General features: G+C 60.8%; 15 protein-coding genes and 1 pseudogene. 9 read left to right on the forward strand and 7 right to left on the reverse strand.

Annotation, left to right across the window (positions count from 1 at the left end; all coding sequences use genetic code 11):
* The 4 genes and pseudogenes from DCO48_RS20995 to DCO48_RS21015 form a co-directional block, all read left to right on the forward strand.
* Positions 1–1648, forward strand: a 1648-nt coding sequence (locus tag DCO48_RS20995) for an RHS repeat-associated core domain-containing protein (protein WP_177410630.1), incomplete at its 5' end; no start/stop codon positions are given.
* A complete protein-coding gene (locus DCO48_RS21000; RefSeq protein WP_116552528.1) occupies positions 1642–2088 on the forward strand; it encodes a hypothetical protein in 447 nt (148 codons plus the stop codon). The genes DCO48_RS20995 and DCO48_RS21000, both read left to right, overlap by 7 nt.
* 71 nt (positions 2089–2159) lie before the next feature.
* Positions 2160–2822, forward strand: a pseudogene (locus DCO48_RS23360) (RHS repeat-associated core domain-containing protein); the annotation flags it as partial.
* 987 nt (positions 2823–3809) lie between these two features.
* Positions 3810–4211: an RHS domain-containing protein gene (locus DCO48_RS21015; protein WP_116552531.1), complete on the forward strand. Its 402-nt coding sequence runs from the start codon at positions 3810–3812 to the stop codon at positions 4209–4211.
* Here the strand turns inward: DCO48_RS21015 and DCO48_RS21020 are convergent.
* From DCO48_RS21020 to DCO48_RS21035, 4 genes are all read right to left on the reverse strand, one after another.
* Positions 4195–4620: a pilus assembly protein PilZ gene (locus DCO48_RS21020; protein ID WP_116552532.1), complete on the reverse strand. Its 426-nt coding sequence runs from the start codon at positions 4618–4620 to the stop codon at positions 4195–4197. The two genes, DCO48_RS21015 and DCO48_RS21020, sit on opposite strands and share 17 nt — an antisense overlap.
* Positions 4617–6260 (reverse strand): lipoprotein UxpA, encoded by a 1644-nt coding sequence (locus DCO48_RS21025; RefSeq protein WP_116552533.1) that lies wholly within the window; start codon positions 6258–6260, stop codon positions 4617–4619. The genes DCO48_RS21020 and DCO48_RS21025 overlap by 4 nt, the downstream gene beginning before the upstream one ends.
* Positions 6261–6407: 147 nt before the next feature.
* Positions 6408–8177 (reverse strand): hypothetical protein, encoded by a 1770-nt coding sequence (locus DCO48_RS21030; RefSeq protein WP_133247626.1) that lies wholly within the window; start codon positions 8175–8177, stop codon positions 6408–6410.
* 170 nt (positions 8178–8347) lie between these two features.
* A complete protein-coding gene (locus DCO48_RS21035; protein ID WP_116552535.1) occupies positions 8348–9214 on the reverse strand; it encodes a hypothetical protein in 867 nt (288 codons plus the stop codon).
* A gap of 260 nt (positions 9215–9474) precedes the next feature.
* Here DCO48_RS21035 and DCO48_RS21040 point away from each other — a divergent pair, with 260 nt between their 5' ends.
* On the forward strand, positions 9475–11520 hold the full coding sequence (locus tag DCO48_RS21040; RefSeq protein WP_116552536.1) for a PhoX family phosphatase: 2046 nt from the start codon (positions 9475–9477) through the stop codon (positions 11518–11520).
* Positions 11521–11659: 139 nt separating this feature from the next.
* Here the strand turns inward: DCO48_RS21040 and gspK are convergent, their stop codons facing one another.
* On the reverse strand, positions 11660–12625 hold the full coding sequence (gene gspK, locus DCO48_RS21045) for a type II secretion system minor pseudopilin GspK (protein ID WP_116552537.1): 966 nt from the start codon (positions 12623–12625) through the stop codon (positions 11660–11662).
* 141 nt (positions 12626–12766) lie between these two features.
* On the opposite strand from gspK, the gene tatA reads away from it, so the two are divergent.
* Genes tatA through tatC form a run of 3 tightly spaced genes read left to right on the forward strand, consistent with a single transcriptional unit; the run spans position 12767 to position 14003 of the window.
* Positions 12767–12985, forward strand: coding sequence for a twin-arginine translocase TatA/TatE family subunit (gene tatA / locus DCO48_RS21050; RefSeq protein ID WP_116552538.1), 219 nt, complete (start codon positions 12767–12769; stop codon positions 12983–12985).
* Positions 12985–13269 (forward strand): Sec-independent protein translocase protein TatB, encoded by a 285-nt coding sequence (gene tatB / locus DCO48_RS21055; protein ID WP_116552539.1) that lies wholly within the window; start codon positions 12985–12987, stop codon positions 13267–13269. The genes tatA and tatB overlap by 1 nt, the downstream gene beginning before the upstream one ends.
* Positions 13266–14003: a twin-arginine translocase subunit TatC gene (tatC, locus tag DCO48_RS21060; RefSeq protein ID WP_116552540.1), complete on the forward strand. Its 738-nt coding sequence runs from the start codon at positions 13266–13268 to the stop codon at positions 14001–14003. Before tatB ends, tatC begins: the two co-directional genes overlap by 4 nt.
* An 86-nt stretch (positions 14004–14089) precedes the next feature.
* On the opposite strand, the gene DCO48_RS21065 is transcribed toward tatC, so the two are convergent.
* Together DCO48_RS21065 and purL are read right to left on the reverse strand one after the other, a co-directional pair.
* Entirely contained in the window at positions 14090–14401 is a 312-nt protein-coding gene (locus DCO48_RS21065; RefSeq protein ID WP_116552541.1) for a YqfO family protein, read from the reverse strand.
* A 3-nt stretch (positions 14402–14404) separates the two neighbouring features.
* Positions 14405–18304: a phosphoribosylformylglycinamidine synthase gene (purL, locus tag DCO48_RS21070; RefSeq protein ID WP_116552542.1), complete on the reverse strand. Its 3900-nt coding sequence runs from the start codon at positions 18302–18304 to the stop codon at positions 14405–14407.
* A gap of 245 nt (positions 18305–18549) precedes the next feature.
* On the opposite strand from purL, the gene mltF reads away from it, so the two are divergent.
* Positions 18550–20010: a membrane-bound lytic murein transglycosylase MltF gene (mltF, locus tag DCO48_RS21075; protein ID WP_116552543.1), complete on the forward strand. Its 1461-nt coding sequence runs from the start codon at positions 18550–18552 to the stop codon at positions 20008–20010.
* The last annotated feature ends 11 nt before the right edge of the window (positions 20011–20021 follow it).

A 20021-nucleotide genomic window follows, 5' to 3' on the forward strand; every position in this document is an offset into this window, starting at 1 on the left:
GATCGACGCGGACCGGTTGTCGTTCAAGTACGACCTGGCCGGGCGGCTGCTGGAAGAGCGCGGCGTACTCGGCCCGGTGGCCTATCAATACGACGCCCTTGGCAACCTTACCCAGCTCACCACCCCGGACGGCCGCACGCTCAACCACCTGCATTACGGCAGCGGCCATGTGCACCAGATCAACCTCGACGGCACGCTGATCAGCGACATCGAGCGTGATGCCCTGCACCAGGAAGTCCTGCGCACCCAGGGCGCGCTGACCAGTCGTTTCCACTACGACGGCCTCGGCCGCAAGACCTTCCAGGCGGCGATGCACCTGAGCCATGCCGACACGCTGCGGTTGATCCAGCAGAAGGAACATCTGCTCGGCCTGCCGGAGCACCCGAAGACCTGGTTGAACCGGGTGTACTACTACACCAAGGGCGGCGAAGTCGAAAAAACCCAGGACATGCTGCGCGGCATCAACGCCTACCGCTACGACGCCGCCGGCAACCTGCGCAGCCGTGAGATCCGGCGTTCGCCGGTGGCATTGCAGAACGAGGATTTCAGCTACGACGCACCGGGCAATATCTCGCTGTCGGCGTTCAATTTTCGCGAAGCGCCGGGCAATCGCCTCAGTAGTTTCGGCCATCTTGAGTTCCGCTACGACAGCTGGGGCAACCTGAGCCATAAGGGTTACGGCAACCAGGGCAACGACGCCTTCCAGCGTTTCCAGTACGACTGCGAGAACCGCCTGATCCATGCCAAGACCTGGAAGGGCCCGTGGTTGCTGCGCGAGGGGCGCTATCACTACGACTGCCTCGGTCGGCGCATCGCCAAGGACGTCACCCTGCATGACCGGGATGAGCCGGAAACCGAGCGCACGGCGTTTGTCTGGCAAGGTCTGCGCATGCTGATGGAGCAGAAGCGCGAGCTGCACAGCCTGTATGTGTACGAGCCGGATAGCTACGCGCCACTGGCGCGGATCGACACCGACCCGCTCCAGCCGGAACGCCGCGGCCAGCGCTATTACTTCCACACCGACCAGCTCGGTACGCCACTGGACATGACCGATGAGAGCGGGCAGTTCGTCTGGCGCGGGTTTTATAAGGCGTGGGGCCGGGTGGAGGCAAAAACGCCGACGCAGTTGGAACAGAACCTGCGCTTGCAGGGGCAGTACTACGACGCGGAAACGTATCTGCATTACAACACCTTCCGCTATTACGACCCGGGGGTGGGGCGGTTTACTACGCAGGATCCGATTGGGTTGGCGGGAGGGGTGAATCTTTATCGGTATGCGGTGAATCCTACGGGGTGGGTTGATCCGTGGGGATGGGAATGCTGGAGTACTGCGCGGAAAAACGTCTGGAAGAGCGAAGCGAAAGATCCTAGCCGCGTCTATTCTCCAGCGAATATCGCAAGGATGGCGCAGGGGAAAGCGCCGAGGCTAACTGTGGAGGCAATTAACAGGAAAACAGATATTTCGTCAGTCAAAGACATCTCAATGGAGCTGCATCACTCATCAATTCCGCAACGGGTCGGTGGCGAAAGCGTACACGAAATAAGCAACTTAGACATCGTGACTCCTTGGGAACATGAAGTAGCTGATTCGTTTCGCCATGTGGGATATGACTTAGTCAAGATAATAAAAGGTATTGACATATGGTAAGCGCAAATAGGGTGGTAGAGTTTATCGCCAGCGACAACTACCAGAAAAATCTTCAAAAAATTAATTTGCTGACCTCAATAGAAGTGCAGGGCGAATACAGCGACGCACACTCTATAATTACGCAAAAGAAAATGATGGCGGCGCAAGTGGAGATAGTTGACATCGAAGAATGCCTCACCAAACTAAGTGGAGTCGCAGCCAGCTACACAATGAGAAAGCATAAGGCAACGTACGACCTTGATGAAAGCATAGGTATTTCCGGAGAGTCAGAAAACACGAGATGCGAAAAATACTCACAAGGTTATCTCATTAACAACTTAATTGAGATCCTGCTTGCGCGCAGAGGTAAAAAAGATTTAGAGGCCTACTTGAAATCAATTAAAGTACAAGGGGCAAAAAGCTATGCAACTCAAATAATCAAGTGGCTTAACCACGAATAGCTTCCTGAATATAGAAGGGCTCGACCAAGACTGTTACGACGACTTTTAGCGTCCCATGCTATTACTACACCGGTCATTTCGGTATTCCGTTGAACATGACCGGCGAGAACGGCCAGTTCGTCTGGCGTGGGTTTTATAAGGCGTGGGGCCGGGTCGAGGCAAAAACGCCGACGCAGTTGGAACAGAACCTGCGCTTGCAGGGGCAGTACTACGACGCGGAAACGTATCTGCATTACAACACCTTCCGCTATTACGACCCGGGGGTGGGGCGGTTTACTACGCAGGATCCGATTGGGTTGGCGGGAGGGGTGAATCTTTATCGGTATGCGGTGAATCCTACGGGGTGGGTTGATCCTGAGGGACAAACCACCTACAACACAATGCGCAGTATTCCTGGATTTGAGAAACACCACATTATCCCTCAGCAACTCAGAGCACACCCTGTACTTAAAGCTGCTGATTTCAAAATCCATGAATTAAACAATGTTATCCATCTTCCGAAATACGCTGAGAGCCACCCTGTACGGACTATTCATAGAGGACCTCACCCAAGCTATTCAAAAAAAATAAAAGGAGATTTAAATATGGCTCTAGAGTTAGGAAGTAAAAATAACTGGAATACAACTCAATACCGAAACGCCGCTGATGATCTTGTTATGCAAAACCGCCAAGATCTGAGGCGTGGAAAAACCCTACTAAATAAAGCCTCAATAAGAGGCGGAGGCACATGCTAATGCGAATCCTAGATATTTCTGAAAGCTATCCAGAACGCTACTGGCTCAACTATAACGAAGAAAAAATATCGAGCAGCTTAGGTTTATATCATGCAGCAAAATCAATCCACTCGATATTCCATTGTTAAAATTTGAAGCTGACAAGCGAGCAAATTTGTTCAGACTATCAAAGTACGACTACCTATTTAGCAGCGGCCCAGACTTAGTTAGCAAAAAACTCGCTTCGATTATAGCCGGAAATGTTGATAGCGAAGACATTCAGTTTTTCCCGGCTTCAATTTCCAATGGATCACAAGAGCTTTTCGGATTCAGCGTTATCCACTACACTCGGTGCGAGTCAGCTATAAATCTTACCGAAAGCACATCTAAACCACTGCTTACCTACATGCCGAATGGACCAAAGACTTTTACACATGTCGTGCTCAAAAATGGAAACCCAGCACATCATATGTTTCGCGCACTTGAAAGCACCGACCTCGTTATCGTAACTGATAGCCTGGCGGCCATTTTAGAAAGTCAGAAAATTGTAGGAGTTACGCTGAGAGTCGAAAAATAACCTCTGAGAGCCCCATTTAAATACTTTCTAGGCGCCGCATCCAGCTTGCGTGGAAGATGGTGGAATAGGCAATGTATTCCCGAAACTCCGGGGCATCAGCAGGGGTCAATATAGAAACACTTGAAGACTCAATCAGAAAGTACGCCAGCAAAAACTTTCTAGTAAAAACCGAATGAAAAACCAAATATGGAAAGGGCAGAACGAGACCAACCAAAGTCATACTTGATGTACTCAAGCGCGGACACTAATTACTTAGCGGCATTCTTGTAAACCATCGCCTCAGTGGTTTCGGCCATCTTGAGTTCCGCTACGACAGCTGGGGCAACCTGAGCCATAAGGGTTACGGCAACCAGGGCAACGACGCCTTCCAGCGTTTCCAGTACGACTGCGAGAACCGCCTGATCCACGCCAAAACCTGGAAGGGCCCGTGGTTGCTGCGCGAGGGGCGCTATCACTACGACTGCCTCGGTCGGCGCATCGCCAAGGACGTCACCCTGCATGACCGGGATGAGCCGGAAACCGAGCGCACGGCGTTTGTCTGGCAAGGCCTGCGCATGCTGATGGAGCACAAGCGCGAGCTGCACAGCCTGTATGTGTACGAGCCGGACAGCTATGCACCACTGGCACGCACCGACACCGACCCGCTACAACCGGAACGCCGCGCCCAGCGCTATTACTTCCACACCGACCAGCTCGGCACGCCGCTGGACATGACCGATGAGAGCGGGCAGTTCGTCTGGCGCGGGTTTTATAAGGCGTGGGGCCGGGTCGAGGCAAAAACGCCGACGCAGTTGGAACAGCAATCCCCCGTCCCCCTCACCCCTGCCGTTTAAACCCGCTAACAACCGCCCGCGGCGGCCAAGGCAAACGTTCCCGGCGGCCCTGGTTATCGAAAATCAGCCCTTCGCTGTCGATCTCCTGCAGCACAATCCCCGGCGCCAGGCGCTGTCCACGCGTGTAGGTGCGCACATTCTGGCCAAACCGCAGCACCACCACCGTCGCGCTGACCGGCAACGCCTTGAGACCGCCGAGGTACTCCACCGGCAACCGCGTCAGCGGAATGGCGCCACTGTCCGGCGCGGCCTGCCAGTAGCCGATCAACAACCCCGACAACGGCACCTCCGGCGCTGCCGGCGCGCTGGCAGGCAGCGGCTCGCGGCCGAGCATCAGCAGGCATTGCGCCGCCAGCCAGGCCGCCAGCGTCAGACCGACAACACTGAGTAAGCGCGCCGCACCGCTCAACTGGCCAGCTCCCGTGGATGCCAGCCCGGATGCCCCTGCACATAGCGCACCTGCGGCAGTTGCAACGACGGCAGACGCCAGTCCGCCGGCTGCTGCGCCAACCAGGCTTCGACCCGCTGCCACAACGGCTCAGCCGCCGCCACGTCGAACTGCAAACCAAAGGTGCGACACACGCCCTCGACCGCCCCCAGCCCGGACACGCGCTTGCCCATCGGGCTGTAGCTGACCTGCCAAACCTGGCCCTGCCAACGCGGCAAGTCCTGGCTATTGTCGAGCAGCAACGGATCGCCAAACAGCTGCTCGGCCGCGTTCTCCAGCACCTGCTCGACCTGCTTGGCCGGTGCCTCGACCACCGGCGCCGGGTAGCCACCGGTCAAGCAGATCAAGTGCTCGCGGGTGATCGGCTGGCCCGCCGCCAGCGGGTTGTCGTAGCGCAGCCCCGGCAACAGCACCGGAATCGAGCTGCCATCGGCCAGGGCCTGATGCAGCAAACGGTCCCAACTGCCGCCACGGGTGTCACGCCGCCACAGCGCCTCGGGCGCCCACGCCAGCGGCTGGTCGAGCCAGGCAGCATGGCCAGCGCGCTGTTGTTGCAACTGACCACGCAACTGCGCCGCATGGGCCTGGGCCTTAGGCGTGAGCAGTTGCTCGAAGGCCGGGTGGAACTGCGCCACAAAGCGCCACTCCCCAGCCTGCTGCTGGCACCGAATCCGAAACGCACCGCTGGCCCGACACCCCGCCAACAACACCGGCACACGCTTGCCACTGGCCTGCAATACCTCGACCGGCGCTGGCCAGAAGTCCTGGCCACGCGCACACAACAACAGGTCGACATCGCCCAGGCGCTCTGCCAACCACAGACCCGGCCCCGTGCCGACGTCGGCCAGGGCGACAACCAGGTCGGCCTCACGACGGGCCTGTTCGGCCACCGGCAGCAACGTCTGATACCACTGCTTGAGCGAGACGTTCTGATCCTGCGCATACGGATCGGTCACGCCAATCAACGCCACCCGTACGCCACCACGGCGCACCACCACGAACGGCTTCACCCCCAGTGCCTGCGCTTGCTCGGGCGCCAGCCCGGCGCCGAGCACCGGCTGCGCGAAGCTGCGGTAAAGCCCCGCGCAGCGCTGCGGCCAGAGCACGCGCTCGTCGCTGCTGACCCGCACCTCACTGCCGAGCAATTGGCTGCCTTGCACCCCACTGTCGCCCTGGGTGAGATAAGCCAGACCGCTGCCGTTCCAGCCCTGGCCGTTTTCCAGGGTCAGGCAATTGTCCGCCCCGCTCTCCTCGCGCAGTTGTTCGAGCAACGCCGCCAGTACCGCGTAGCCGCCAGTCTGGACGCTGTCGGCAAGCTTGGCATCGAGCAGCGGGTTAAGTTCGCTACGCACCTGACGAGTGCTAGGCCCGGTCATCCACGGCGCGCGCCCCAAGTGCGTGACCGGTCCCAGCCGGGTCGCCGGCACCACCGGGCGACCCGGCTGGCGTGCATCGAGGGTATCGGCGACATACAACAGATCGACGGCCGCCGACTCGCCCGACGCCCTGGTGGCAAGCCCCGAACAGGCCGTCAGCCAGGGGGCCATGGCGCCGACGCCCATCCAGCTCACTACTTCACGTCTGCGTATGCTCGCCATCATCCCTGCCGTTCTACCCTTGAGTGTTTGTCGGGGCGGCAGTTTGGGCAGGAACCATGACGGTTTGATGGCAGCTATCTGACAGGCGTTTACCGCAGCCCCGGAACCCCGGATCAATACAAACGCCCGATGCAGAGCGGCAGAAGATCGCTACAAGGAAAACTGAATCCCGTTGCTGTACAAAACACCCGGCGTGGAGCCATCAAAGACAAAACTGATCGAGCTCAGTTCTTCCACGATTACCCCGGCCGCCTTCAAACGGGCAAGGGGAATACGCACAGACTGAAACTGGATAAATGCCGGCTTTTCAGGGTAAAGAATGCGCGCGAACTCGCTGACGTCGAAAGTGACCGAGTGCCCGTACGCATCGCTGAACACCAGCTTGAGTTTCAGCTCGGGTTGCTCGGTACAGGTTTTCGCATCTGGCTGGCCGCCCCCCCTGAAAACCTGCAAAACCTGTGAGATCAACCTGCCCAGCCAACCCTGTTTCGATGTTTCCTCGACAACCCCCTGCCCCAGGCCTAGCGAGATGACACTGAACCTGTCCAACGTCGCCGTTATTTTTTCCAGCTCCAGCGTATAGACCGGCGACAACGCCTCCTTCATCCACGACAACGCCAGGTAGTAGGCGTCGCGCTTGCGCATGTACGGAAGGTATCGCTGCCGTACCCGCTCTGCGCGCAGGTTCGGCGTTGTCGTCACCCTGCCGGCAAACGGAGCGGAAATAACCACCTCCGGGAAACTGTCAGGCTCCTGATGGTGTTGGAGAAAAAGCCGTTGGTCATCCTGATACAGCGAAAACAGGGTTGCATCCTTTGGCAGCCATGCCGACGCCAGCCGGTGGTCCCGCAATATCTCCCGATAAGCGTCCTGCCTCTTCAATACGGCCAGTGCAATGGTTGCGATATAGAGCTTGGCAATTGTCCGCTGGTCCTCGGGGGGCAACGGCTGTGGGTCGTCAGGGTTCCATAGCGTATTGAATGTGTGGTGCAGGCCCCCGTACATTTTCCACTGCGACTTTATATGCCCATCGGTTGCCTCGGGGGTATCCGGATTGACACGGCTGGTGGTGTCGTACTGCCAGCGCCCCATACTGCTGGCTTCGATATTGAAGTAGTCGACACTGAGGTCCGGGTTACCGTAAGGCGTAACGTCGACATCAAAAGCGGACTCCCGCGGCTCAATGCTGACAATGGCACGAATACCAAAACCATAAGGGCCAAGGCCATTTGTTCCGTCCAGCGGTATGCTGGGGTAGGCACTCGCCGAATCTGGCGGACGCCCCGGGACTTCAAGCAACTGATTGATATAGGTGGCGGTGCCGACATCCGGACCACTGGTCGAGTGCCCCAGCAACATGACACTGTTCAGGTCCATTTTCCCGTACAAGGGATGGTCAGGTTGTTCATTCCACGCCCTGAACTGTTTTACATACTCCAGCGTGTAAATAGCCCGTTTGCCTATACGGGGTTCTACACCATACGGCCAGCCTTCACCGTCAACGTCAAACGCTAGCCAGATCGTGGCCATGGACGCTGCAACTATTCCATGGGAAGCCAACAATTCACAGAGATAGATAAAGCCCGCCGCCGAGTCGGTCTGGTAGTCGTAGTTGCCGTGATGCAGCAAGGCCAAGGGAAAGGGCCCGTCACCCTCGGGTACGCAGACGTATCCCATCAACGGCACATTCTTCTCGGTAAAGGGCATCTTCTCCGGAGGCGTCGAACCCACATCCGGCATCTCTCTCAAGAACGCAGATAAATCGACACGCCGCTCGAATACATAGTCGGGGTGCGGCGTGTTGTAGACCGTGTAATGACGCATCCTCCCTTCAGGGTTGAAGCCGACGTCGCGCGAGGCGAACACCATGGCGTTCGGCCTTCCAAACGGCCCACACTCAGCTGGATTATCAAGTTCCATAGAAACCCTCAGTACGTTATTCAAGGCCACGGCAGGAATGCCTCAGGTGTGATAAATCGATTGAGTCCTTATTTTGAGAACGCAATGCCGTTGCTGAACACGGCACCCGGCTGGCGTCCGGAAAATACAAAACTGATGGACTTCAGTTCACTACGCAGGATGCCGGCCAACTATTCATACGGCTTGTGCGGATCGACACGGTTCGCCGTATCGTGTTGCCAACGGGTACGAAAAACCGTATCGGTGGAGAAGTGGTAGCCGTAGGGCAACTCGTGAAGGTAGGTACTCGGGCTGCTGGGTTCGATACTCAGGATGGCTTTTATCCCGAAGTGATACGGCCCCACGTTATGCTCGCCGTTGTTCAGCTCAACCCATGGATAATCAGCCCCTTGCTCAGGCGGCAGCCCTTGAACGCTATCGAGGGTGTTGATGTAACTGGCAAGTCCGATATCGCGGCCGCTGGTCGAATGGCCCACCAGCATCACACGCGTCAGATCGATTTTCCCGCCAAGCGAATGGCTCACGTCACTGTTCCACAGCCTGAATTGTTTAAGGCATTCGAGGGTATAGATCGCTCGTTTAGCCATACGTGGGGCTCCCTTGGGCCATTGCGGCATCTCGCATTCAGCCATCAGGGGGCACACCGCTATCGAGGCGGCGATAATCCCCTGGGAAGCCAGCAACTCACACAGGTACTTGTACCCCGGCGCAACATCGACCGGTGTTCCATTGTTACCATGCTGAAACAAGACCAGCGGAAACGGTCCGACATTGGCGAAACAGCTGTCGGCGGGGACACAGAGATATCCCATCAGCGGCACATTGTGCTCAGTGAAGGGCCCGTCCACCGGCGGGTTGGATGGGAACGGCGGCATACTGGGCATGAAGGCCGAAAGATCGACGCTGCGCGTGACCCGGTAATGCTCATGCGGCTGGTTGTAAGCAATAAAACCCTTCAGCACGCTGTTGCTATCGAACTGAAGATTTTCCGTAGCGAAGACCAGTGTTTCAATATCAATGGGGCTTTCTACTGTCATGACTAGGCTTCCGACATAGCCTATACAGGCAAACAACCTGCAGCGACTTCATGGCAGAGCAGGAGGTTGTGCTCTACCTCCATTTGTTGTCCGCCCATTACTACGCCCCAGCCCGATACATGACTACTGGCAGAAATACCAGGCTCGCTGGAACAGGCTGTTTCAACGGGTCTTAACAAAACTGCCAAGCAATCGACACACTCGCTCTCTACAGTCCCGGTTTCCCAAAAACGCCTTCATCCAGAAAAAGGACACCCCTGATGAGTCGAGATACCGGCGACAACCTGAACCGGAACCTGAGTGGCAACGTGCCGATGGATTCCGTTCTGGACACTTTCCTGAGCCGCCGCAGTGTCGTACGCGGTGGCCTGGGCGCCGCGATTGCGATGATTGCCGGCACCGGCCTGAGCGGCTGTTTCGACAGTGGCGGTTCGGACGACGACGATCCGGTTGTGGCGCCGCCAACCCCGGCAAAACTGAAGCTGGGCTTCAACTCCATCGCCGGCTCACGCACCGACGCCTGCGTGGTTGCTGCCGGCTACAGTGCCTATGTACTGGCGCCCTGGGGCACGCCGCTGAACAGCAAGGCCAACCCCTGGAAAGCCGACGGCAGCAACACCTCCACCGACCAGCTCAACGCGGTGGGCATGCACCATGACGGCATGCACTTCTTCCCCATCAACGGCAGCTCCGAAGACGGTCTGCTGGCGATCAACCACGAATACATCGATGCCGACGCCCTGCACCCGGCCGGCCCGACCAGCGTCGCTGGCAAGCGCCCGGCCGAAGAAGTCCGCAAGGAAATCAACGCCCACGGCGCCGGTGTCATTCGCCTGAAGAAAGTCAGCGGCCGCTGGCAGGTGGTCGACAACGACCCGCTGAACCGCCGCTTCACCAGCGCCACGGTGATGAACCTTTCCGGGCCGCTGCGCGGTACCAACCACGTCAAGACGCGCTTCTCGATCAACGGCACCCAGGCGCGCGGCACCAACAACAACTGCGGCAACGGCTACACCCCGTGGGGCACCTACCTGACCTGCGAAGAGAACTGGCCCGGCATCTTCATCAACAAGAGCGCAACGTTGCCGGCAGACCAGAAGCGCATCGGCGTGAGCACCAGCAGCGGCAACTACAAGTGGGAAACCGCAGCCGGCGATGCCTCGGAAGTGAACGATGAGTTCAGCCGCTTCAACGTCACCCCAAGCGGCGCCAGCGCAATCGACGACTACCGCAACGAAGCCAGCACCTACGGCTACATCGTCGAGATCGATCCGTACAATGCCAGCACCCTGGCGGTGAAACGCACCGCCCTCGGTCGCTTCCGCCACGAAGGCTGCTGCCCGGGCCTGCCGGTGGTCGGCAAGCCACTGGTCTGGTACATGGGCGACGACTCGAACAACGAGTACCTGTACAAGTTCGTTTCCACTGCTGTCTGGCAAGCAGCCGACGCCAACCCGGCCGACCGCATCGCCACCGGCAACAAGTACATGGACCAGGGCAAGCTCTATGTCGCACGCTTCAACGCCGACGGCAGCGGCGTGTGGCTGCTGCTCGACGTTAACACGCCGACCGCCAGCGGCCAGACCCTGGGCTCGCTGTATGGCGACCTCGCGGGGATCATCCTCAACACCCGTGGTGCGGCCGACGCCCTTGGTGCGACGCCAATGGACCGCCCGGAATGGACTACGGTCAACCCGCTCAACGGCGACGTGTACCTGACCCTGACCAACAACAGCGCGCGTACCGCTGCCAAGGTCGATGCGGCCAACCCGCGCGGGCCAAACCGCCATGGGCACATCATCCGCTGGCACGACAGCGACGATCACAACAGCTTCAGCTGGGACATTTTCGTGTTCGGCGCGAACGCGGCCGGTACGGCGGACATCAACCGCTCGGGCCTGACCGAACTGAACCAGTTCGCCAGCCCGGACGGGATGAGCTTCGATAGCCGCGGCATCCTCTGGTTCCAGACCGACAACGGCGAAAGCAGCCTGACCAGCTACACCAACGACCAGATGCTGGCGGTGATCCCGACCAACCTGGTGAATGCCGCTGGCAAGCAGGTGCCGATCAATGCACAGAACCAGGTCGACCTGCGGCGCTTCTTCGTCGGGCCGAATGGCTGCGAGGTGACCGGGATTGCCTTCACCCCGGACAACAAATCGATCTTCGTCAACATCCAGCACCCGGACAACTGGCCGTCGGCGGACCTCGCCACCACGGCTACGCCGGCCGGCACCAAGGTGCGCCCACGCGCCTCGACGGTGGTGATCCAGCGTAACGACGGCGGTGAAATCGGCGTCTGATCCCGCTGCGCCACGACGCGTTTGCACACAGTAAACGCGTCGCGGCGCATCACCGGGCAGCACCGGCGCGGCAGGGCTGTACTGCCGTCTGATAGCTCACAACCCCGCCCCGCAACTCGCCTGCCCCTACGCAGGTGCTTTACCACGGCAACGGCTCCCGGCTGAGTACCTGCACCCGCTGCGCCGGCACCAGCGCATGCCATTGCACCACGCCCTGGGCCCGCACCTGGAACTGGCTGCGGAGCATTTGCTGGTCCTGCTCGAATTGCAGTTGCAAGAGAAAATGCCGGCTGTTGAGCAACAACCCCTCACTGAGTTTTTCGAACGCCTGATCGTCCAGCGCGCCAAGTGCCGAGCGCAGCGCCGCGGCGTCGCGGTAGCCGCCGGCCGGCCTGGCTGTGACGATGCGGGTCAGCAGCGACGGGGCAAATTCGCCCTCATAGAGGGCATCGAGCAACGGCAGTTGGTCGAGGTTGATCGAGTTGGCATTCAGCCGCCAAGCGGTGGTTTCCGGCAGCGCGCACAGTTGCGGGTAACGCGCCTGGCGCTGCGGGTCCGGCTCAAGCAGCAGGTTCAATTCGCTCATGTCGAGCATCATCTGGTTGGCCGCCAGGCGTGGCGGCGACTGACGCCGGTACTGGTCGTTTTCGGCGCCGTGCAGACGGCTCTGCGAATCGCTGTCGATCCAGTCGGCCAGGGCCTGGGTCAAGCGCTCGGCAGCCAGGTCGTCGCCGAGCAGGCGGCGCAACTGGCGCTCGGCGCGTTCGGCATCCTCACCGATCAGCGCGTTGACGTTGAAGCAGCCGTGCAGGTCGCGAATGCGCAACTGCGCCGAGCCACCGGCAAAGGCATACGACAGCGGCTGGCCGCGCAAGGCCTGCCAGAACAGCGGGCTGGTCCGCCAGGTCGGGTCTTGCAGGGCCTGTTCGGCAAACGCCAGCCCGGCCTGCTCCATGCCCCGCGCCTGCAACCGCTGCTGCAACAGGCGTACCGCATCGACCTGCTGCCGACCGTCCTGGACCAGCCAGGTCAGCCCAGCGGCCAGCAGCGCCAGCACCACGATCACCATCAGCAAGGCCGCACCGCCCTGATGTTTTCTAGCCATGTTCCACCCATTCCGCTCAAGGAGGCGTCAGTCAACACGGCGGATGTTTCAAGCGCATGGCAACGCCCCATTCGCGTCATGTTTGCGTCATAAACGGCAGGCAGGATTAGCCCTTCTTTTTCAAAGCCTTGGAGGCTTGTCATGGGTGGTATCGGGATCTGGCAACTGGTGATCGTCCTGTTGATCGTATTCATGCTGTTCGGCACCAAGCGCCTCAAGGGGCTCGGTGCGGACGTCGGCGATGCGATCCAGGGTTTCCGAAAATCCATGGGCGACAAGGACACGCCGCAAGACCCGGTGCAGGTACAGCAGCCTGCGCCACTGACGGCGGAACAGGCACAATCGGAACGGCGCGTCTGATGTTCGAGGTCGGGTTTAGCGAGCTGCTGCTGGTCGGCGTGATCGCCTTGCTGGTGCTCGGCCCGGAGCGTCTGCCGGTGGCAGCACGCACCCTGGGCCGCGGCCTGGGGCAGGCAAAGCGAGCCCTGGCCGGGCTGCGCGCGCAGATGGAGCGGGAAATTGTCCTCAAGGAACTGGACGCCGCACCGCTGCAGCGGCTGGAACAGGAGCTGCGCCAGGGCGTGAGTTTGCCGCCACAGACCGTGCTTGAAGGCCTGGCGGCAAACAAGGAGCCGAACGCATGAGCAACCTGCCATTGACCGCCCACCTGAGCGACCTGCGCCGACGGCTGGTGCGCTGCCTGTTGAGCATCGGCCTGGTATTTCTCGGTCTGTTTCCGTTCGCACAGACGCTGTACACCCAGGTCTCGGCACCACTGCGCCGCTACCTGCCGGAAGGCGCGAGCATGATCGCCACCAGCGTGACCTCGCCGTTTCTGGCACCGTTCAAGCTGACCCTGATGGCCGCGGTATTCGTTGCCATGCCGGTGTTGCTGCATCAGCTCTGGGGCTTCATGGCGCCGGCCCTGTACCGCCGCGAGCGACGGATTGCGCGGGCCTTGCTGGTGTCGAGCATCGGGCTGTTCTACGCCGGGATGGCCTTTGCCTTCTTTGTGGTGTTCCCGATGATGTTCGGCTTCTTTGCCAGCGTGACCCCGGATGGGGTGGCGATGATGACCGATATCGGCTTGTACCTGGACTTCATCCTGGCACTGTTCCTGGCGTTCGGCCTGGCCTTCGAAATCCCGGTGGCGACCTTCATCGTGGTCTGGGCCGGGCTTGCCGACGTGAACACGTTGCGCCGCAGCCGGCCGTACGTGATCGTCGGCTGCTTCGTGGTGGGAATGCTGCTGACCCCACCGGATGTGTTTTCGCAGACGCTGCTGGCGGTGCCGATGTGGCTGCTGTTTGAAGTGGGCTTGATGGCGTGCGCGGGGTTGCAGCGCCGGGCTGGGCGGGAAGTTGTGTGTAACGGCTGAGGCCGCCGCTCGGCCCGCGCTGTGGCCGGACAACGACCATAAAAAAGCCGCAACCCTTGAACAGGTTGCGGCTTTTTCAGTGGCCTTCAGAAGTCTGCCAGTCGCCAGACTTCATAGGCCGGTGTTTCATAAGGGTGACTGTGCTTCAGCGCAGCAACGACCTGGGCAATCAGCTCGTCGGCCACCACCAGTTCCACCCGCCATTCCTCGACCTGCTCAACCACCTCGCACTGCCCGATAAACGGCTGGCTGCCGTCCAACGGGCGGAACTGGCCCTGGCCCAACACCTGCCAGGCACAGCAGTCGTAGTCGCCGATGCGTCCGCCACCGGCGGCGAACACAGCGGCCTTGACCACCTCCACATGGCTCGGCGGGACGAAGAAGGCGAGCTTGTACACCCCTTAGTTCACCCAGGCCCGCGCGTTGCGGAACATGCGCATCCACGCCGCGTCTTCGTTCCAGTCATCCGGACGCCAGGAGTTCTGCACGGCACGGAAGACCCGCTCAGGGTGCGGCATCATGATGGTGACACGACCGTCGCGGCTGGTAAGGCCGGTGATCCCACGCGGCGAACCGTTCGGGTTGGCCGGGTAGGTTTCGGTGACCTTGCCGTGGTTGTCGACAAAGCGCAGCGCCACGCAACCGGACAGGTCGGCTTCGAGCAGGGCCGCTTCGCTTTCGAATTCGGCATGGCCTTCACCGTGGGCAATGGCGATCGGCATACGCGAACCGGCCATACCCTGCAGGAAGATCGAGTTCGATTCCTGTACCTGGACCATCGCCACCCGGGCTTCGAACTGCTCGGAACGGTTACGCACGAAGTGCGGCCAGAACTCGGTGCCCGGAATCAGTTCGTGCAGGTTGGACATCATCTGGCAACCGTTACACACGCCCAAGGTGAAACTGTCGCTACGTTCGAAGTACTGCTGGAACGCATCGCGAGCACGGCTGTTGAACAGCGCCGACTTGGCCCAGCCCTCACCGGCACCGAGTACGTCGCCGTAGGAGAAGCCACCGCAGGCCACCAGGCCCTTGAACGCGTTCAGGTCGACACGGCCGGCGAGGATATCGCTCATGTGCACGTCGATGGCATTGAAGCCGGCACGGTCGAAGGCCGCAGCCATCTCGACCTGGCCGTTGACGCCCTGCTCACGCAGCACGGCAACCTGCGGACGAATGCCCTTCTTGATGTACGGCGCAGCGATGTCCTGATTGACGTCGAAGCCCAGCTTGACGCTCAGGCCCGGGTTGTCTTCTTCGAGCAGGGCATCGAATTCCTGGTCGGCGCAGACGGCGTTATCACGCAGACGCTGGATCTGGTAGCTGGTTTCCGCCCACTGGCGTTGCAGCAGACGGCGATCGCCACGGAACAGCTCTTCGCCCGCCAGCTTGATCACGACTTCGCCGTTGTTCACCGGCTGGCCGATCACCGCCACGCAGTCTTCGCCGAGACCGGCCGCACTGAACTGGGCCAGCACGTCCGGGGTAGCGTCCTGACGCACCTGGATCACCGCACCGAGCTCTTCGTTGAACAGCACGGCGGCAATTTTTTCGCGCTTGCTGGTCAGGGCTTCCAGTTCCAGGTTCAGCCCGCAATGGCCGGCAAAGGCCATTTCCACCGCAGTAACCAGCAGACCACCGTCGGAGCGGTCGTGGTAGGCCAGCAGGTGGCCATCGGCGTTCAGGCCCTGGATCACGGCGAAGAAGGCTTTCAGGTCTTCGGCGTCGTCGACGTCCGGGGCCTGGCTGCCGAGCTTCTCGTGGGTCTGTGCGAGGATCGAGGCGCCCATGCGGTTTTTGCCGCGGCCCAGGTCGATCAGGATCAGGTCGGTTTCGCCCTTGTCCATGCGCAGTTGCGGGGTCAGGGTCTTGCGGATGTCGGTGACCGGGGCAAAGCCGGTGACGATCAGCGACAGCGGCGAGGTGACGGTCTTCTCGGCGCCTTCATCTTCCCAGCGGGTTTTCATGGACATCGAGTCCTTGCCCACCGGAATGGTCAGGCCCAGCTCAGGGCACAGCTCCATACCCACGGCCTTGACCGTGTCGTACAGACGCGCGTCTTCGCCCGGGTGACCGGCCGCCGACATCCAGTTGGCCGACAGTTTGATGTCGGACAGCTTGCCGATGCGCGAAGCGGCCATGTTGGTCAGGGTTTCGCCGATCGCCATGCGCCCGGACGCTGGGGCATCGAGCAGGGCCAGCGGGGTACGCTCGCCCATGGCCATGGCTTCACCGGTGTAGACGTCGAAGCTGGTGGCGGTGACGGCCACATCGGCCACCGGCACCTGCCACGGACCGACCATCTGGTCACGGGCAACCAGGCCAGTGATGGTGCGGTCGCCGATAGTGATCAGGAAGCTCTTGCTGGCCACGGCCGGGTGCCGCAGCACGCGCTCAACCGAATCCTGCAGGTCGAGCGTGCTTGGGTCGAAATCATCGCCCAACTCGGCTTCGCGGCTCACCGAACGGTGCATGCGCGGCGCCTTGCCCAGCAACACTTCCAGTGGCATGTCCACCGGATTGTTGCCGAAGTGGCTGTCGGTGACGGTCAGTTGCTTTTCTTCAGTGGCTTCGCCGACCACTGCGAACGGGCAGCGCTCGCGCTCGCAGATGGCCTTGAAGCGCTCGAAATCGCCAGCATCGACGGCCAGGACATAACGCTCCTGGGATTCGTTGCTCCAGATTTCCAGCGGCGCCATGCCTGGCTCGTCATTCGGCACGTTGCGCAGTTCGAAGCGACCGCCACGGCCGCCGTCGTTGACCAGCTCCGGGAAGGCGTTGGACAGACCGCCGGCGCCGACATCGTGGATGAAGGCGATCGGGTTCTTGTCGCCCAGTTGCCAGCAGCGGTCGATGACCTCCTGGCAACGGCGTTCCATTTCCGGGTTTTCACGCTGGACCGAGGCAAAGTCGAGGTCGGCCGAGCTGGCGCCGGTGGCCATCGACGAGGCCGCGCCGCCGCCCAGGCCGATCAGCATGGCCGGGCCGCCGAGTACGATCAGCTTGGCGCCGACGGTGATCTCGCCCTTCTGCACGTGCTCTTCACGGATGTTGCCCATACCGCCGGCGAGCATGATCGGCTTGTGGTAGCCGCGCACTTCGTCGCCGTGCGGGGTGCTGATCGACTGCTCGAAGGTACGGAAGTAGCCGGTCAGGGCCGGACGGCCGAATTCGTTGTTGAACGCGGCACCGCCCAGCGGGCCTTCAATCATGATGTCCAGCGCGGTAACGATGCGCTCGGGCTTGCCGTACGGCTTCTCCCATGGCTGTTCGAAGCCTGGGATCTGCAGGTTGGATACGGTGAAGCCAGTGAGGCCGGCTTTGGGCTTGGCGCCACGACCGGTGGCACCTTCGTCGCGGATTTCGCCGCCGGAACCGGTGGAGGCCCCCGGGAACGGCGCGATGGCCGTCGGGTGGTTGTGCGTCTCGACCTTCATCAGGATGTGCACCGGCTCCTGCACCGCGCCGTACTGGCGGGTATCAGGGTTCGGGAAGAAGCGCCCGGCCACCGAACCGACGATCACCGAAGCGTTGTCCTTGTATGCGGACAGTACGCCTTCGCTGTGCATCTGGTAGGTGTTCTTGATCATGCCGAACAGGCTTTTTTCCTGGCTCTCGCCATCGATATCCCAACTGGCGTTGAAGATCTTGTGCCGGCAGTGTTCGGAGTTGGCCTGGGCGAACATCATCAGTTCGATGTCGTGCGGGTTGCGCTTGAGGCCCTGGAAGCTGCTGACCAGGTAATCGATCTCGTCTTCGGCCAAGGCCAGGCCCAGCTCGACGTTGGCCTTCTCCAGCGCGGCACGGCCGCCACCGAGGATGTCGACGGCAGTCAGCGGCTTGGGCTGGGCATGGCTGAACAGGCCGGTGGCGTCTTCGAGCCTGGCCAGGACGATCTGGGTCATGCGGTCGTGCAGCACGTCGGCGACGGCCGCGACATCGGCGTCGCTCAGCGCACCGCTGACGTAGAAGGCGATACCGCGCTCGATGCGCTGGACGTTTTCCAGACCGCAGTTGTGGGCGATGTCACTGGCCTTGCTCGACCAGGGCGAGATGGTGCCGAACCGCGGCAGGACCAGGAACAGGCGACCGGCTGGCTCCTGAACCGGTACGCTCGGGCCGTACTTGAGCAAGCGCGCGAGCACCTGCTGTTGGTCGGCGCTCAGCTCACCGTCAACCTCGGCGAAATGGGCGAATTCAGCATACAAACCACTAACAGCGGGGACTTTCTGGCTCAGTTGCTCGAGTAATTTACCGTGGCGAAAGGCAGAAAGGGCAGGAGCGCCGCGCAGGATCAACATCGTCGGGACAGCCTCAGGAAGGGGGTGTGCTTAGAGGCCGTGCATTCTAGCCTAAACCGCCGCCGACGGCACCCGAAACGCTACATCGGCCCCCCTCCGGCCATCGGCAAGCCATTCAGACGGCTGCAACGCACCATGACGGTGCAAAAATCTTCTTCAAGCGGCCGATTTTGTAATTTTGCTACCAGACAAGCGCTGCGTTGTCGAGATATGGCGCGGCAGGTCCTTTGCGTATACTGCATCGTATGTTTGCCCAGACTGCTTTGCGCCAGCGCTGCGCCAAATGGCTCATCGCAACCGGACTCTTCCTGATGCTCGGTGCCTGTGTTGAAAAACCCAGCACCCTTGAGCGCGTAAAGGAAGACGGTGTGCTGCGCGTGGTAACCCGCAACAGTCCAGCCACCTACTTCCAGGACCGCAACGGCGAAACCGGTTTCGAGTACGAACTGGTGAAGCGTTTCGCCGACGACCTGGGCGTGGAACTGAAGATCGAGACGGCCGACAATATCGACGATCTGTTCAACCAGCTTGGCCAGCCGTCAGGCCCGGTGCTGGCGGCAGCGGGCCTGGTCAGTAGCGAACAGCGCAAGACCCAGGCGCGGTTCTCCCACCCCTATCTCGAAGTCACCCCACAGGTCATCTACCGCAACGGCAAGTCGCGGCCTACCGATGCCGGCGACCTGGTCGGCAAGCGCATCCTGGTGCTCAAGGGCAGCAGCCACGCCGAGCAACTGGCCGAACTGAAGAAGCAGTACCCGGCGCTCACTTACGAAGAGTCCGATCAGGTCGAGGTGGTCGACCTGCTGCGGATGGTCGACGAAGGGCAGATCGACCTGACCCTGGTCGACTCCAACGAACTGGCGATGAACCAGGTGTACTTCCCCAACGTGCGGGTCGCCTTCGACCTCGGCGATGCCCGCGACCAGCGCTGGGCGGTAGCGGCCGGTGACGACAACAGCCTGCTCAACGAGATCAACGAATTCCTCGACAAGGTGCAGAAGAACGGCACCCTGCAACGTCTGAAGGACCGCTATTACGGGCACGTCGACGTGCTCGGGTACGTCGGCGCCTACACCTTTGCCCAGCACCTGCAGCAACGCTTGCCCAAATACGAGAAACACTTCCGCGCCTCGGCCAAGGTCGAGCAGGTGGACTGGCGACTGCTGGCCGCCATCGGCTATCAGGAATCGATGTGGCAGGCCGAGGTTACCTCGAAAACCGGCGTTCGCGGGCTGATGATGCTGACCCAGCGCACCGCGCAGGCGATGGGCGTGTCGAACCGGCTGGACCCCAAGCAGAGCATTATCGGTGGTGCCAAGTACTTCATGATCGTCAAGGCCGAGCTCGACGATTCGATCGAAGAACCGGACCGCACCTGGTTTGCCCTGGCGGCGTACAACGTCGGCAGCGGGCACCTTGAGGATGCGCGCAAGCTGGCGAAGAACGAGGGGCTGAACCCGAACAAGTGGCTGGACGTGAAGAAGATGCTGCCGCGCCTGTCGCAGAAGCAGTGGTACAGCAAGACCCGCTACGGTTATGCACGCGGCGGTGAGCCGGTGCATTTTGTGGCGAACATCCGCCGCTACTACGACATCCTGACCTGGGTGACCCAGCCGCAGCTGGAAGGCAGCCAGGTGGCCGAGAGCAACCTGCATGTGCCGGGGGTCGACAAGACCAAGCCGACCGAGCAGACGCCGCCGCTCTGATCTGACCGCGC

It is taken from the genome of Pseudomonas sp. SDI (genome assembly GCF_003105155.1).
Taxonomy (GTDB): Bacteria; Pseudomonadota; Gammaproteobacteria; order Pseudomonadales; family Pseudomonadaceae; genus Aquipseudomonas.

Excerpts from the sequence above, each read along its gene's own strand:
- DCO48_RS21000 (WP_116552528.1), top strand. The coding sequence starts at position 1,642 with ATGGTAAGCGCAAATAGGGTGGTAGAGTTTATCGCCAGCGACAACTAC.
- DCO48_RS21025 (WP_116552533.1), bottom strand. The coding sequence starts at position 6,260 with ATGATGGCGAGCATACGCAGACGTGAAGTAGTGAGCTGGATGGGCGTC.
- DCO48_RS21030 (WP_133247626.1), bottom strand. The coding sequence starts at position 8,177 with ATGGAACTTGATAATCCAGCTGAGTGTGGGCCGTTTGGAAGGCCGAAC.
- DCO48_RS21035 (WP_116552535.1), bottom strand. The coding sequence starts at position 9,214 with ATGACAGTAGAAAGCCCCATTGATATTGAAACACTGGTCTTCGCTACG.
- DCO48_RS21040 (WP_116552536.1), top strand. The coding sequence starts at position 9,475 with ATGAGTCGAGATACCGGCGACAACCTGAACCGGAACCTGAGTGGCAAC.
- gspK (WP_116552537.1), bottom strand. The coding sequence starts at position 12,625 with ATGGCTAGAAAACATCAGGGCGGTGCGGCCTTGCTGATGGTGATCGTG.
- tatA (WP_116552538.1), top strand. The coding sequence starts at position 12,767 with ATGGGTGGTATCGGGATCTGGCAACTGGTGATCGTCCTGTTGATCGTA.
- tatB (WP_116552539.1), top strand. The coding sequence starts at position 12,985 with ATGTTCGAGGTCGGGTTTAGCGAGCTGCTGCTGGTCGGCGTGATCGCC.
- tatC (WP_116552540.1), top strand. The coding sequence starts at position 13,266 with ATGAGCAACCTGCCATTGACCGCCCACCTGAGCGACCTGCGCCGACGG.
- purL (WP_116552542.1), bottom strand. The coding sequence starts at position 18,304 with ATGTTGATCCTGCGCGGCGCTCCTGCCCTTTCTGCCTTTCGCCACGGT.
- mltF (WP_116552543.1), top strand. The coding sequence starts at position 18,550 with ATGTTTGCCCAGACTGCTTTGCGCCAGCGCTGCGCCAAATGGCTCATC.